This is a genomic window from Rhizobium ruizarguesonis (assembly GCF_012349115.1).
GTDB lineage: Bacteria > Pseudomonadota > Alphaproteobacteria > Rhizobiales > Rhizobiaceae > Rhizobium > Rhizobium ruizarguesonis.
This window is the reverse complement of sequence record NZ_PQIG01000046.1, coordinates 20,610-34,701: the sequence shown is the minus strand read 5'-3', so window position 1 is coordinate 34,701 and position 14,092 is coordinate 20,610. Positions and strand designations below refer to the sequence as shown.

15 protein-coding genes and 1 riboswitch are annotated in these 14,092 nt (G+C 63.3%); of the genes, 3 read left to right on the top strand and 12 right to left on the bottom strand.

Translation table 11 applies throughout. The features are described from left to right. Positions 1-10 precede the first annotated feature (10 nt). The gene (betC, locus tag C3Y91_RS05475; protein WP_024320026.1) at positions 11-1,525 is read right to left on the bottom strand and encodes a choline-sulfatase; all 1,515 of its coding nucleotides are present in this window, start codon (positions 1,523-1,525) and stop codon (positions 11-13) included. Between the two features lie 140 nt (positions 1,526-1,665). On the opposite strand from betC, the gene C3Y91_RS05470 reads away from it, so the two are divergent. The 3 genes from C3Y91_RS05470 (at position 1,666) to C3Y91_RS05460 (ending at position 3,784) form a co-directional block, all read left to right on the top strand. Further along, positions 1,666-2,568, top strand: a complete 903-nt coding sequence (locus tag C3Y91_RS05470) for a choline sulfate utilization transcriptional regulator (protein WP_018071155.1) — start codon at positions 1,666-1,668, stop codon at positions 2,566-2,568. Between the two features lie 120 nt (positions 2,569-2,688). Continuing rightward, positions 2,689-2,886: a hypothetical protein gene (locus tag C3Y91_RS05465; RefSeq protein WP_024320027.1), complete on the top strand. Its 198-nt coding sequence runs from the start codon at positions 2,689-2,691 to the stop codon at positions 2,884-2,886. A gap of 106 nt (positions 2,887-2,992) precedes the next feature. After that, positions 2,993-3,784 (top strand): HpcH/HpaI aldolase family protein, encoded by a 792-nt coding sequence (locus C3Y91_RS05460; RefSeq protein WP_018071157.1) that lies wholly within the window; start codon positions 2,993-2,995, stop codon positions 3,782-3,784. Between the two features lie 3 nt (positions 3,785-3,787). Here C3Y91_RS05460 and C3Y91_RS05455 read toward each other — a convergent pair whose 3' ends face one another. The 11 genes from C3Y91_RS05455 to thiM all read right to left on the bottom strand — a co-directional run bounded on the left by C3Y91_RS05455 (position 3,788) and on the right by thiM (position 13,827). Beyond that, positions 3,788-4,468, bottom strand: coding sequence for a spermidine synthase (locus C3Y91_RS05455; RefSeq protein WP_024320028.1), 681 nt, complete (start codon positions 4,466-4,468; stop codon positions 3,788-3,790). 70 nt (positions 4,469-4,538) lie between these two features. Then, positions 4,539-5,438, bottom strand: a complete 900-nt coding sequence (locus C3Y91_RS05450; RefSeq protein ID WP_024320029.1) for an ABC transporter ATP-binding protein — start codon at positions 5,436-5,438, stop codon at positions 4,539-4,541. After that, positions 5,435-6,238: an ABC transporter ATP-binding protein gene (locus tag C3Y91_RS05445; RefSeq protein ID WP_018071160.1), complete on the bottom strand. Its 804-nt coding sequence runs from the start codon at positions 6,236-6,238 to the stop codon at positions 5,435-5,437. The genes C3Y91_RS05450 and C3Y91_RS05445 overlap by 4 nt, the downstream gene beginning before the upstream one ends. Further along, positions 6,235-7,113, bottom strand: coding sequence for an ABC transporter permease (locus C3Y91_RS05440; RefSeq protein WP_024320030.1), 879 nt, complete (start codon positions 7,111-7,113; stop codon positions 6,235-6,237). The genes C3Y91_RS05445 and C3Y91_RS05440 overlap by 4 nt, the downstream gene beginning before the upstream one ends. 1 nt (position 7,114) lies before the next feature. Then, the gene (locus tag C3Y91_RS05435) at positions 7,115-8,092 is read right to left on the bottom strand and encodes an ABC transporter permease (protein ID WP_018071162.1); all 978 of its coding nucleotides are present in this window, start codon (positions 8,090-8,092) and stop codon (positions 7,115-7,117) included. Positions 8,093-8,148: 56 nt separating this feature from the next. Beyond that, positions 8,149-9,795, bottom strand: a complete 1,647-nt coding sequence (locus C3Y91_RS05430; protein ID WP_018071163.1) for an ABC transporter substrate-binding protein — start codon at positions 9,793-9,795, stop codon at positions 8,149-8,151. A 43-nt stretch (positions 9,796-9,838) separates the two neighbouring features. Next, on the bottom strand, positions 9,839-10,861 hold the full coding sequence (locus C3Y91_RS05425; RefSeq protein ID WP_024320032.1) for a glycoside hydrolase family 3 N-terminal domain-containing protein: 1,023 nt from the start codon (positions 10,859-10,861) through the stop codon (positions 9,839-9,841). 24 nt (positions 10,862-10,885) lie between these two features. Then, complete coding sequence (locus tag C3Y91_RS05420) at positions 10,886-11,365, bottom strand: GNAT family N-acetyltransferase (RefSeq protein ID WP_024320033.1); 480 nt, start codon at positions 11,363-11,365, stop codon at positions 10,886-10,888. 220 nt (positions 11,366-11,585) lie between these two features. After that, positions 11,586-12,395, bottom strand: a complete 810-nt coding sequence (thiD, locus tag C3Y91_RS05415) for a bifunctional hydroxymethylpyrimidine kinase/phosphomethylpyrimidine kinase (RefSeq protein ID WP_024320034.1) — start codon at positions 12,393-12,395, stop codon at positions 11,586-11,588. Continuing rightward, positions 12,392-13,027: a thiamine phosphate synthase gene (thiE, locus tag C3Y91_RS05410; RefSeq protein WP_075225527.1), complete on the bottom strand. Its 636-nt coding sequence runs from the start codon at positions 13,025-13,027 to the stop codon at positions 12,392-12,394. The genes thiD and thiE overlap by 4 nt, the downstream gene beginning before the upstream one ends. Next, complete coding sequence (gene thiM, locus C3Y91_RS05405) at positions 13,024-13,827, bottom strand: hydroxyethylthiazole kinase (RefSeq protein ID WP_024320036.1); 804 nt, start codon at positions 13,825-13,827, stop codon at positions 13,024-13,026. The genes thiE and thiM overlap by 4 nt, the downstream gene beginning before the upstream one ends. Positions 13,828-13,877: 50 nt before the next feature. Next, positions 13,878-13,974, bottom strand: a riboswitch (TPP riboswitch). Positions 13,975-14,092: the final 118 nt, after the last annotated feature.

Sequence of the window (14,092 nt, the reverse complement as noted above, 5' to 3'; positions counted from 1 at the left end):
CACGTCTCGCTCATTCCTGGCGCGGGAACCTTTGGTTTTCCTCCAGCACGTTCAGATCCATGTGGTTGCGCATATAGCGCTCCGAGGCTTTCTGCAGCGGCTGATAATCCCATGGAAAATAGGCCCCATTGCGTAGCGCCGCATAGACCACCCAGCGGCGCGCCTGGCTTTCGCGCACGGCTGCATCGAAATCGGAAAGGTTCCAGCGTCGGCCGGCCTGTTCGACAAGCCTTGCCAAGGTCTCGGCATGCGCCGGGCCGTCCGCCAGATTGTCGAGTTCTTGGGGATCGGTCTCGAGATCAAACAGCATCGGCGGGTCCTTCTCGCAGAGCGAGAGTTTGTATCGTCCGTCCCGGATACAGACGAGCGGCGCCTCGGAACCCTCCGCGGCATATTCCATCGGCACCGGGCTGCGGCTGCCGGTGCCTTCGGCAAGCGCTGCCAGATCCTCGCCCTCGGTCCACGGCTTCAACGAGGCGATATCGATCCCGGCAAGGCCGGCAAGCGTCGGCGTCACGTCGAGGGTAGAGACAGGCTGGTCGATCCGTTTGGGCTTCCAGCCGGGTGCCGCGATCATCAGCGGAACGCGGGCCGATCCTTCGAAGAAGTTCATCTTGAACCAGAGACCGCGATCACCGAGCATGTCGCCATGGTCGGACGCAAAGAGGATGATCGTGTTTTCGGCCATGCGGGTCCGGTCGAGGACGCCGAGAATGTCGCCGATCTTCTCGTCGACATAGGAGATATTGGCGAAATAGCCGCGCCTTGCCCGCCTGATCTGCTCATCGCTGATGTTGAAAGCATCGTGGTCGCAGGCTTTCATCAGACGCTGCGAGTGCGCGTCCTGCAGCTCGAAGGCAATCGGCGCAACCGCCGGATCAAGTGCCGGGCAATCTTCATAGAGATCCCAGAATTTGCGGCGCGCGACATAGGGGTCGTGCGGATGGGTGAAGCTGACGGTCAGGCACCAGGGGCGCTCGTCGTGTCCGCGCGACAGATCGAACAGCTTGCGGCCGGCGTGGTAGGCGACCTCGTCGTCATACTCCATCTGGTTGGTGATCTCGGCAATGCCGGCGCCGGTGACCGAGCCCAGATTGTGATACCACCAGTCTATGCGCTCGCCGGGCTTGCTATAGTCCGGCGTCCAGCCGAAGTCGGCCGGGTAGATGTCCGTCGTCAGGCGCTCTTCGAACCCATGCAACTGGTCGGGGCCGACGAAATGCATCTTGCCGGAAAGTGCGGTCTGGTATCCGGCCGCGCGCAGATGATGCGCATAGGTCGGAATGTCAGAGGCAAATTCCGCCGCATTATCATAGACGCGGGTTCGGCTCGGCAATTGTCCGGACATGAAGGAGGCCCGCGCCGGTGCGCAGAGCGGGCTTGCGGTATAGGCGTTGGTGAAACGCACGGAACGCTCCGCCAATGATTTCAGATGCGGCGCATGCAGAAAATCGGCAGGGCCGTCGGGAAAGAAAGTGCCATTCAACTGATCGACCATCAGGATGAGGATATTCGGACGCGCCATGTGAAATTGTCTCCTGTGGTCTCAAAGGCCGGGGGGCCGATGAAGGGAACGTCCCTCTTGCTATTTGCAGATCTTATCAAAGCCAGTATCATCGTGCCTGTAAAGCTGGCTTTTTTCGATGGTTGTCAAAAGGAATTTTTATGCCAGACCGCCCGCCTGAGCTGGGATGGATGCGCATTTTCGCGGAGGTCGCAAGGCTCGGCAGCTTTTCGGCCGCGGCGGCAGGTCTCGGCCTTACGCAGCCGGCCGTCAGCTATCAGATTCGGCGGCTGGAAGAGCAGTTCGGCGTCGCCCTGCTGCGCCGCCAGCACCGCGGCGTCGAGTTGACCGCGGAAGGAGAGCGGCTTTTCCAGGTCGCCGCCAAAACGGTCGGTGATATCGATGCCCTGGCGCGCAGTTTCCGCACTGAGGCTCAAAGGCCGGTCGTCAGACTGAGAACCGACTATGCCTTTTCAGCGCTTTGGCTGATCCCGCGCATGCACGGCTTTCGCCTGCTTCACCCGGAAGCGGATATACAGATCGTCGCGACCCAGAGGCTTGAGCCCGGCTTTCGCGACGACGCAGATGTGGTGGTAGTTTTTGGGACGCGGGCGGAATTCGGCGCTATCGGATCGCTTCTGCTGCAGGAAAAGGTCGTGCCCGTCTGCACGAAAGGCTTTCTCGATCGCAACGGCCCGTTCGACGATCCGCAGCTTCTTGCCAAGGCGGTCCTGATCCATCTCGACTCGCCGACGCCACCGCCCTGGTTCGATTGGCGAAGTTATCTTGCCGAATTCTCCGTTACTCGCGATCTCCATGCCGGCCGCGGTGATGTCAGTTTCAATACCTACTCGCTGGTCGTCCAGGCCGCTCTCAGCGAGCAGGGCGTGGCGATCGGCTGGATGGGGCTGGTCGATACGCTTCTCTCCACACATATGCTGGTGGAAGCCGGGCCGCCGCTCGAGGCACCCGACCGTGGTTACTGGCTGATACCGCCGCGATCGGCAAATATTGATAGCGAGAGGCTCAGCACCTGGCTGGTGGATGAAGTCGGCAGGACCTGACATTCGGACCGAGGCCAGCGCGCCGTTGCATCCGGAATATGTTCGCGCTCAGGAGAGAAGCCTTGTCATGACCGACGCCGATCGACATTGTGGCATCGATTCATAGGGAAGGGCCGAAGCATGTCGCGAACCGTCGGATACGTCGTTGGACTGCTCATGATCTTCTTGGGACTGATCTGGATCGCACAGGGAAGCGGCTATTTTCCCTATCCGTCATCCAGTTTCATGATCAACCAAAGCATCTGGGTTCTTTGGGGAGGCATCATGGCTGTGGCGGGGATCGCCGTGACGGTCATTATTTCGCGGCTGCGCCGGTGAGGATGAGCCGGCAACCCGTGCATGGCTTTGAGGGAATTCGACATCGACGAGTTCCTCGAGGTGAAATCTCTGGCCGCTGGCGGCCTGTCGAACTGAGGAGAATGGCATGAGCGCAGCTGAAATCGACGGCTTTGCGGACCGGATCAGGCAGCACCGGGGTGGCATGATCTCCGCCTGGATCGGTATTCCCGACGCCACGCTCGCCAACCACCTGGCGCAGGAGGCCTTCGACACCATCGTGCTGGATATGCAGCACGGCATGTGGGACATGCCCTCGGCAGCGAACGCCGTCGCCCAGGTGCGCCTTGCCGGCAAGCCAGCGCTGGCACGCATACCGGTCGGTGATTTCGCGTCCGCCTCGCGCCTGCTCGATGCCGGAGCCTCCGGCATCATCGCGCCGATGATCAATTCGGCCGAAGACGCCCAAGCCTTCGTCAAGGCCACCAAATACCCGCCTCTCGGCGAACGCAGCTGGGGACCGTCGCTGGCGCTGAACCATACCGGCCTGTCGGCCGATGATTATCTGAAGAACGCCAATGCGCTCACCGTCGCCATCGCCATGGTCGAGACCCGGGCAGCACTCGAGGCGATCGACGACATTCTCGGCGTTGCCGGCATCGATGGCATTTTCATCGGTCCCTCCGACCTTTCGATCGCACTCTCGAACGGCGACCAGGTGGCGCCGAACGCCGCCGAGATCGACAGCGCCATGCAGCATGCCGTTTCGCGCTGCCGCGCCCACGGCAAATTCGCCTGCGCCTTCGCCGGCGACGGCGAACGGGCCGGCGAGCTGCTGAAATTCGGTTTCGATCTGGTCATTGCCGGTGCGGAGACCGCGCAACTGCGCTCCGGCGCTCGCCGCGCCATCAATGCCGCCCGCAGGATCGCTTCGGCTTGAACGTCATTTCACCGGCTTGACGGCCAGCCAGATGACGTGGCGGGCGCCGCCGCGTTTGCCGTTGGCGCGCGTATTGACGGCGTCAACGGAAAAACCGCTGCCCTTGAGACGTCGCGTGAAATCGGGATCGGGACCGGAGGACCAGACGGCGAGCACGCCGCCGGGGCGCAGCGCGTCGCTGGCGGCGCGAAGGCCGGCAAAATCGTAGAGCCGGTCGTTGGATTTGCGGGTCAGGCCATCAGGGCCGTTGTCGACATCGAGCAGGATCGCATCATAGGCGCCCTTGCCGGCGCGGATCGCTTCGCCGACATCGCCCTGATGGATGCCGACGCGCGGATCGTCGAGACAGCCCTGGAAGACCTCGGCCATCGGCCCGCGTGCCCAGGCGATCACGGCCGGCACCAGTTCGGCGACGGTGACGCCGGCATCTTCGGGAAGGACGGCGAGAGCGGCGCGCAGGGTAAAGCCCATGCCGAGCCCACCGATCAAGATCCTTGGCTTCGGGTGCGACTTGATGCGATCCCAGGAAAGGGTCGCCAGCGCTTCCTCCGAACCGCTGAGGCGGCTGTTCATCAACTCGTTGGCGCCGAGCATGATCGAGAACTCGCTGCCGCGCTGCTTTAGCCGCAATTCGCCGTTTTCACCGGGAATGGTCGCGGAATCGAGCTGGATCCAGGGCAGCATGACGGCTTCGCCTCATATGAAAGGGACCGTCCCCTAGCATAGGGCACGCGACGAGGCCAGCAAGCCGGCCTCAGATCATCCGCATGAAATGGTCCTGCTCGAATTCGACGATGTCGTCCTGCGGCATGGCCGAACGGCGGCGGATATCTTCCACCTCGTCGGGCCTCAGCCGGGCCTTCGGGTCGTCGAACCGGACGTCCGGATCGGGCACGGCCGAGAGCAGCAGCCGGGTATAGGGATGCAGCGGATTGTCGATCACCTTGGCGACGCTGCCCCATTCGACGATCTGGCCGGCATACATCACGGCGATGTCCTCGGCGACGTAACGGGCGGTGGCGATATCATGGGTGATGTAAAGCAGGCCGAGATTCAGCTCCCGCTTCATCTCGTTCAACAGGTTCAGCACGCCGAGGCGCACCGAGACGTCGAGCATCGAGGTCGGTTCGTCGGCGACGATGACCTCCGGCTTGACGGCCAAGGCGCGAGCGATGTTGACGCGCTGGCGCTGACCGCCGGAAAGTTCATGCGGATATTTCGGCGCGACGAGATCGGGATCGAGCCTGACGCGCTGCAGCAGTTCGCGGACCGCAACGTCGATCTCTGCCCCCTTGATCTCCGGGCGGTGCAGCTTCAGCGGCCGCCTGAGATGATGGGCGATGGTGTGGGCGGGGTTCAGCGAGGCAAAGGGGTCCTGGAAGATCATCTGCACCGAGCGGCGGTAGCGGGCGATCTCGGCGGATTTCGCCGCCTCGACAGGCCGGCCCTTGTAGAGAATCCGGCCCGATGTCGGCAGATATTCGCGCATCGCCATGCGGGCGCAGGTGGTCTTGCCGCTGCCGGATTCGCCAACCAACGCCAGCGCCCGGCCGGCATGCAGCGAAAAAGAGATGGCGCGCGCCGCATGCACGGCCCCGGAGCCATGGCCGAAGGTCTTCGTCACGCTATCGAGTGCGAGAATGGCGTCGGTCATAGCAGCACTCCTCCATGCAGCGAGGGGAAGGAGGCCCAGAGCTTCTTCGTGTAGTCGTGCTTTGGCGTCCTGTAGATCGCCTCGGCCGTGTTCTGCTCCACCAGCCGGCCGGCAAGCATGATGCCGATGCGGTCGCAAAACTGCACCATCAGGCCGAGATCATGGGTGATGAACAGCACGGAGAAGCCGAAGCTGCGGCGCAATTCGTTGATGCGCTGCAGGATTTCGCGCTGGACGACGACGTCGAGCGCCGTCGTCGGCTCGTCCATGACGACGAGCTTCGGATCGAGCGCCATGCAGATGGCGATGACGATGCGCTGGCGCATGCCGCCGGAAAACTGGTGCGGATAGTCGCGCATGCGATCCGGCGCGATGTCGACGAGCGTCAGCATCTCGGCGGTGCGCTCGCGGGCTTCCGCACGGCTCATGTTCTTGTGGGTGCGCAGCATGTCGTAGAATTGCGCCTCGATGCGCAGCACCGGGTTCAGCGAGTTCATGGCGCTCTGGAACACCATGGCAACCTCGCGCCAGCGGAAGGCGCTGAGCGCCTGCCGGTCGAGGCCGAGCACGTCGCGGCCATCGAGCAGGATGCGGCTCTCCTTGCGGATCAGCGCCGGCGGCTTGTGCAGGCGGCTGATGGCAAACGCGATGGTGCTCTTGCCGCAGCCGGATTCGCCGGCAAGGCCGAAGACCTCGCCGGGCGCGACGTCGAAGCTGACATCGTTGACGGCGCGAAAATCCTTCTCCTCGCCGATATAGTCGATGGTGAGGTTCCTCACCGACAGCAGCGGCTGCGTCACAGGCGGCCCTCCCCGGAACGGACGAGCAGGGACCAGCGCTTCAGGTGATTGCCGGTGCGCAGCCGCGGATTGGCGATCTCGTCGACGGCGAAGTTCAGCAATGACATGCCGATGCCGAGGAAGGCGAGCGCGAAGCAGGGGGTGAGGATATCCCACCAGGCGCCGACCGAAAGAGCCGAGGCCTTCTGCGCGTTGTAGAGCATGGTGCCCCAGGAGATCGCTCTCGGATCGCCGAGACCGAGGAATTCCAGCGTCGCCTCGGTAATGATCGCGAAGATGACGCTGCCGATGAAATTGATGCCGACGATTGAAATCACGTTGGGAAAGATCTCGAATGTCATGATGCGCCATTGCGGCTCACCCATCATCTCGGCCGATTTGACGAAATCCTTCTGCTTGACGGAGAGCGTTTCGGCACGGGTGACGCGTGCGCCCCAGGCCCAGGAGGTGGCGCCGAGGATGAGGGCGATGACGAGGGGGCTTGCCTGGCCGATGAAGGCGGCAAGCACGAGCAGCAGCGGCAGGTTCGGGACGACCAGCACCATATTGGTGAAGAAGCTGATGATCTCGTCGGTCTTGCCGCCGCGATAGCCGGAGATGATGCCGAGCGCGGTACCGACGAGCGTGATCAGCAGGCCGGCGCCGAAGCCGACGGCAAGCGAGGTGCGGGCACCGTAGATCAGCCGGGCAAAGACATCCTGGCCGATGCGGGTCGTACCGAGGATATGGTCTAGCGACGGCGGCTGGTGCGGTCGTCCGGTGCGGGCGGCGGGATCGTACTGCGTCAGCAGCGGCGCTGCGATCGCGACGAGGACGATGAAGGCGATGATGACGAGACCGACGAGCGCCTTGCGGTTTCGAAGCAGGGTCTTCATCTCACGCTCCCTTCAGCCGCGGGTCGAGCATGACATAGCTGACGTCGACGATAAAATTGGCGATCAGCATGGTCGCGGTCATGATCAGGAGCTGGCCCTGAATGACGGGGTAATCGCGGGCGAGGATCGCCTGGTAGAGAATATTGCCGAGGCCGGGATAGTTATAGACGACCTCCGTCACCAGCGAGCCGCCAAGGATGGTGCCGATGGCGATGGCAAGGCTGGAGACGGTCGGCAGCAGGGCGTTGCGCGCAGCGTACCAGAGCATCACATGCCGGTCCGAAAGGCCCTTGGCGCGGGCCATGACGATATAGTCCTCGCCGAGCAGGTTGATCATGTTGTTGCGCATGGTGACGGTGAAGCCGCCGATCAGCACAGTGCAGAGCGTCACCATCGGCAGGATGCCATGATAGGCGAGGCTGCCGACATATTGCAGGCTGAAGGCCGGATCGAGCGATGGGTCGGCGGCATAACCGTTCGGAAACCAGCCGAGCGTGAAGCCGAAGATGAAGAGCACGATCAGCGAGGTGACGACGGCCGGTACCGAGGTGGCGAAGATCGCGCCGACGGAGACGACGACATCGAACCTGCTGCCGCGGCGCCAGGCGGCGACGATGCCGAGGAAGGTGCCGAGCGCGAAGCTCACGATCGTCGCCGTGCCCATCAGGCCGACGGTCCAGACCAGCGCATGGCCGAGCACCGAGGTGACCGGCAGCGGGAAATATTTGATCGAGCGGCCGAGATCGCCGGTGAAGATGCTGCCGAGATAGGTGAGGTACTGTTGCCAGAGCGGACCGTCGACGAAGCCGAAGGTGAGCTTCAGCGCCTGCAGGCTTTCCGGCGGCAATTCGGTGCCGGCGCTGGAGAACATGATCTGCACCGGATCGCCCGGCATCAGACGCGGCAGGAAGAAATTGATCGTCGCTGCCGCGATGAAGGCTGCCATGTAGAAGACGAGGCGGCGAAGCAGGAAAGCCATGGGAACTCCGTCGTGACGGAAGCGGCGCTTTACGCCGCTCCCGAGGATTGCGATGCTTACTTGACCGGCTCGAGGGCCAGGAGGTTCAGCAGGCGTGCCGGATTGGTCCGCGAGATCGACGGATTGACGAAGGGGTTTTCCTTGGTCGACCAGCCGGTGAAGCGCTTGGTGTTGTACTGATACCAGTTCGGATTGTTGAACACCGGAATCACAGGCATGTTTTCGGCGACGATGCGCTGCGCCTTGTTCATCGCGTCCTTCTGCTTGGTAAGATCGGCGGTCTGGGTGAACTCGGTGACGAGTTTTTCGACCTCCGGGTTGAACCAGCGCTGCGCGGTGAAGCGGGTCTTGCCCTTGTCCGAGGCGCTGAAGGCGCGCTTGTAGGGGTAATAGGGCGAAGCCGATGCCGGCAGGCTGTTGATCGCCGCATCGAAGGTGCCGTTGATGAGGTTGCCGGTCCAGACAGCTTCCTCCGGCGTTTCGATCTTGGCGTCGATGCCGACCGCCTGCATGCCTTCGACGGCGAGGTTGACGGTATCGATCCAATCCGTCCAGGCGCTCGGGACGATGATCGAGAAGGAGATCTTGGTGCCGTCGGGATTGTCGCGGAAACCGTCGCCGTCCTTGTCCTTGTAGCCCGCCTCGTCGAGCAGGGCCTTGGCGGCATCGGCATCATAGGTTGCGAATTTGCCGAAGTCGGCCTTGACGGACGGGTCCGCCCAGCTCTTGTAGAGCTCGCCCATCAGTCCGGGGTCTTCGTTCAGCGTCGGATAGCCGTAGCCGGCGACGTCGATCATCGTCTTGCGGTCGAGCGCCATCGAGACAGCCCGGCGGAACTTCAGATCGTTGAAGGCCTTCTTGTTGTTCTCGTTCGCCGTTTCCAGGTTGAACAGGAAGGCGACCATGCTGCTTGGCGAATACCAGTAGTGGAAATGCGCCGGATCCTTGGAAACATAGACATTGTCGATATCGGGAATGAAAGAGACGCCCCAGTCGAGCGTGCCGTCGGCCGTTGCGGTCAGCATCTGGTTGTTGTCGGCAAGCTGCGGGAAGCGCATGCAATCGACCTTCAGGTGCTCGTTGTCCCAGTAGTTCGGGTTGCGGCACTGGTCGTAGGTCTGGCCGGTGAAGCGCGGCACCTCGGTCAGCGGACCGCTGCCAACCGGGGTCTCGTTGGCGAAGGTGACGGGATCCGCGACATCCTTCCAGACATGTTCGGGAACGATCGGCAGCTGCGAGATTTGCTCGGCCGCAAGCGAGCTCGGATTGGCGAGCGTGAAGCGGACCGTCTGGCCGTCGACCGCCTGGACATCGGTGATGAAGGTCCAGATGCTGACGAAATCGAGCGCCGGGAACTTCTTCAGGTAATCATAGGTGAACTTGACGTCGGCTGCTGTCAGCGGCTTGCCGTCCGACCATTTCAGGTTCGGACGCAGCTTGAAATCGATGCTCTTCAGGTCGTCGGAGAGCTTGAAGCTTTCAGCCAGGCGATAGACCGGCTTGTTGCTGTCGAAGCGATTGAAGACGACCAGCGGCTCGTAGATGAAGTCTAGCGTGGACTGGCGCGACGAGGTCTGGTTGAACGGGTTGAAGTTGCGAACCCAGGTCGTTGCCGGTTCGATGTTCACCGTGAGGATCGTCTGCGCCACGGCGGATCCCGAAAGCAGCGTTAATGCTGCAGCTGCAAGTAGATATTTTTTCATGTCTTATTCCCCTTTTCTTATCCGGTGAGAGATGAGGCGCTGGTCAGGAGACCAGCGCGCTTGCAAACATGTCTTCGACTTCTGCATGAGCGGCGCGGACATCGATCTTGAGATTGCCGAGGCGAGCCTTACCGGCGGCGATCCGCTTGAGGGCGGCTTCCGTCAGCGGGCGGGCGGCCTTGGCGGCTGCTTCGCTTTCCGGGATGTCGCCGTGGCTGTGGAGCGCGATGTCGAAGCCTGCGTCGAGCACCTGTTTGACGCGTTCCGGCAGGGTGCCGGAGAGCGACTGCATGAAGATGCAGTCTGATATCAGCACGCCCTCATAGCCCATGTCCTTGCGGATCACGTCGTGCATAACAGGCGAGACGGACGCCGGCAGCTCCGCGTCATAGGCCGAGTAGACGACATGGGCGACCATGGCCCAGGGCGTATCCTTCAGCGCGACGAAGGGTTTGAAATCGGTCGCGGTGAGCGTCTCGCGGCTGGCGTCGACCACCGGACGCTCCTTGTGCGAATCGAGCGTCGCGCGGCCATGGCCGGGAATATGCTTGATGACGGGCATGTTGCCGGTCTCGAGCAGGCCGTCGACCACCTCGCGGCCGAGGGCCGCGATGAAATCGGGATCAGGGCCGAAGGAGCGGGCGCCGATGACCGCGCTCGTCGTCTCGAAGACGAGGTCGAGAACGGGCGAGCAGCCGCTGGAAAGGCCGAGTTCCGTCATCATCGCGCCCATGGCCTGGGAGGAAAGGCGCAATGCTTTTTTGCCGAGATCGAAATCGCGGCGCGCAAGTTCGGCGAACTGGCCGAAGCTGCGGAAGAGCGGCCAGGGGCCGGCATCGAGATGCTGAACGCGGCCGCCTTCCTGGTCGGTGAAGACAGGCGCGTCGTCGCGGCCGACGGCTTCGCGGAAGCGGTCGATCAGCCGCTTCGTCTGCTCCGGCTTGCGCTGATTGCGCCGGCCGACGAAGAGACCAAGCGGATTGGTTTCGCGAAAGAGGGCGAATTCATCATCCGAAATAGTGGGATTCGGAAGGCCGACGAAAAGGGCGAGCGGGGTCGAGGACAAATCTGTAGCTCCGGGATCAGATGGTCATTTCGGCGTGCTTCTCAGCATGCCTTCGTAGATGCCCTTATCGGGGGCGGGGATGACGATTGCGCCTGCGGTCCTGGCGTAGAAATCGACCGGGCCGGCATCGCCGATGAAGGCGTAGGCGTGGCCGAGCGTCTTCATGGTCTGAAGGCAGGCGGAAAAAAGGGCGAGCCCGATGCCCTTGCCGCGCACTTGCGGCTCGACGCCGGTCGGACCGAAGAAGCCGCGTGCCGTCGTGTCATAACAGGCAAAGCCCAGGAGCTTGCCGCCTTCGATGGCGATCAGGCAGGCAACAGGCTGGCGGGAGAAGGCGACTGTGACTTCGCTTGCCCAGTTCTCGCTGAACTGTTCGCGAACCCAGTTGGCGATAAGATGCAGTTCCGGGGGGAGGGCCGGACGGATGGAGATGCCGATATCGTCGGCTTTCTGTTTCAGGTCGGCGAGCTCAGTGGAGTATAAGCTCACAAGCAGGTCTGGCACCTGTCACTCCTCCAGTTATTCCGTTATTGCGGAATGTATCCCCTTTTAGTGTCATAGACTTGGCCATCTGGCCGGGCTTGTCAACAGGGTTTTTCAAAGGGGCAAGGGGACGACCCGACGCAGTCGCCGCGGTTTCAACGCAAAGTAGGTGCCGAACGCAAAAACGGCCCGGGAAGGCCGGGCCGTTTTCGATTGGCGGCATTTCGCTGAGCGAGCGCTATTATATGCCGTGTTTCCAGAGCGCATGAAAATGCTGCACCGGGCCGTGGCCGGAGCCGACGGTGAGGCTTCCGGCAGCCGCGACCGCGCCGGCGAGGTAGACCTTCGCGATGGCGACCGCCTCCTGCGCCGAAGCGCCCTTGGCGAGTTCGGCCGCCAGCGCGCTGGACAGCGTGCAGCCGGTGCCGTGGGTGTTCTTGGTCGGCACGCGCCTGGCTTCGAACCAGTGCAGGCCGGCGGCCGTGGCAAGCACGTCAGGGCTCTCGTCGCTGTCGAGATGGCCGCCCTTGACCAGCACCGCGACCGGGCCAAGTGCGCGCAGGCGCTCGGCCTGCGCCGCCATGTCAGCGCGGTTTGTCGCCACCGGCTGTTGCAGCAGGGCGGCGGCTTCGGGCAGGTTCGGGGTCAGAAGTGTGGCAAGCGGCAGCAGCCGGCGGGTCAATACGTCGACCGCTTCGGGCGCAAGCAGGGCGGCTCCACCCTTGGCGATCATGACCGGATCGATGACGATCGGAATGTCGCGGTGGTCCGACAGCGCACCGGCAACGGCATCGGCGATGCCGGCATTGGCGATCATGCCGATCTTGACGGCATCGACGCGGACATCGGCAAAGACGGCATTGATCTGGTCGGCGACGAATTGCGGCGGCACCAGATGCACGCCGCTGACACCTTGCGTGTTCTGCGCCGTCAGCGCGGTCAGCACCGCCATGCCGTAGACGCCGCGGGCGGAAAAGGCCTTGAGATCGGCCTGGATGCCGGCGCCGCCCGAGGGATCGGAGCCGGCGATCGAGAGAACGTTGCGGATCATGCGCGCACCTTTCGAATTTCTGCGGCGATGCGGCGCGTGGCCGCTTCCGGATCGGGCGTGCCGCAGATGGCGGATACGACGGCAAGGCCCTTGGCGCTGGCGGCGAACACTTGGGCGACATGATCCGCCTTGAGCCCGCCGATTGCGACGGACGGCACTGGCGAGGCCTTCACCAGCCTTGCAAGGCCGTCAAAGCCGATCGGCTGCTTGTGGTCGGCCTTGGTCGGTGTCGCAAACACTGGCCCGACGCCCGTGTAGTCGATGAGATCAGGATCGACGGCACCGGCGAGCGCCTCGTTCTCGACCGACAGGCCAAGGATCATGTCGGGGCCGATCATCGTCCGCGCTCTCATCGCATCCATGTCCTCCTGGCCGATATGCAGGCCGTCGGCGCCGATGGCGATTGCCGCCTCGACATCGTCGTTGACGATGAGGAGGGCGCCGGTTCCATCCAATGCCTGTTTCAAGGCACGGCCGGTCTCGATCATCCCGATGGTGCCGGCATGTTTGTCGCGCAGTTGCACCATGGTGGCGCCGCCGGCAACGGCAAGGCGCGCGGTTTCGACCATGCCGATCCCCGCGCAGAGATCGGGGTCAAGGACGAGATAGAGCGAAAGGTCGAAGGCCTTCATGCGGCCGATATCCTTGCCCTGGCGTCAAGCGTTTCGGCGTCGAGCGCGGCCAGCGCATCGAGGAAGCGCCAGGAGAAGGAGCCGGGGCCGGCCGCCCCAAGTGCTGCCTCCTCGCCGGCGATGGCAAAGGTCGCAAGTGCCGCAACCGTCGCGCCGAAGATATCCTCAGGTGCCGTCGCGGCAAAGGCGCCGACGAGGCAGGTGAGCGAGCAGCCGAGTGCTGTGACTTGCGGCATCAAGGCCGACCCGCCTTCGATGCGCACGGCCCGCTCGCCGTCGGTGACGAAATCGACGGCACCGGTAACGGCGACGACCGACTGCTGCCGCTCAGCCAACCATCGCGCCGAACCTTCCGCCTGTTCGACCGGATCGCGGCTGTCGACCCCCTGGCCGCGGCTCTCTCCGCCGGCCAGCGCGATGATTTCGGAAGCGTTGCCGCGGATGATGGTTGGACGGAGCGCCAGGAGGTCGGCGACCGCGTTGCGGCGGAAAGCCGTCGCATAATGCGCGACCGGATCGAGCACCCAAGGCTTGCCGGCTGATGTCGCCGCCTTCGCCGCCGCCTGCATGCCGTCGATCCATTGCGTCGACAGCGTGCCGATATTGATTGTCAGCGCGCTGGCGATCCCGGCGAACTCGCCGGCTTCTTCTGCGGCATGCACCATGGCGGGCGAGGCGCCTGATGCAAGCAGAACATTTGCGGCGATGTTCATGGCGACGTAATTGGTGATGCATTGAACGAGCGGCGGCTTCTCGCGCATCGCATTCAGCATCGCTCCTGGTGTGGTCTTGGTCTGCATGTGGCCCCTTTCAGGCGGGGGCGGGCACGGGGCGGTTCGTGCGGGCTGTGCCGCGACCCCGAGCGACTCCCTCCGCCGGCATTATCCGGTTCAGGTTCGAAGGGTGCTTCTCAGCCCGTCTGTCGACGGGCGCCCCTGTCTCTCATCGCGCTCTTTTTCGCAGAGAACGGGGCTGATGTCACCTCGAAAATGACAATCCTGCGACCGGCGCGGCGGCGCGTCTCTTTTACGAAACGCGGTCAGCCCACGAGGCGCTCCTCGTCGA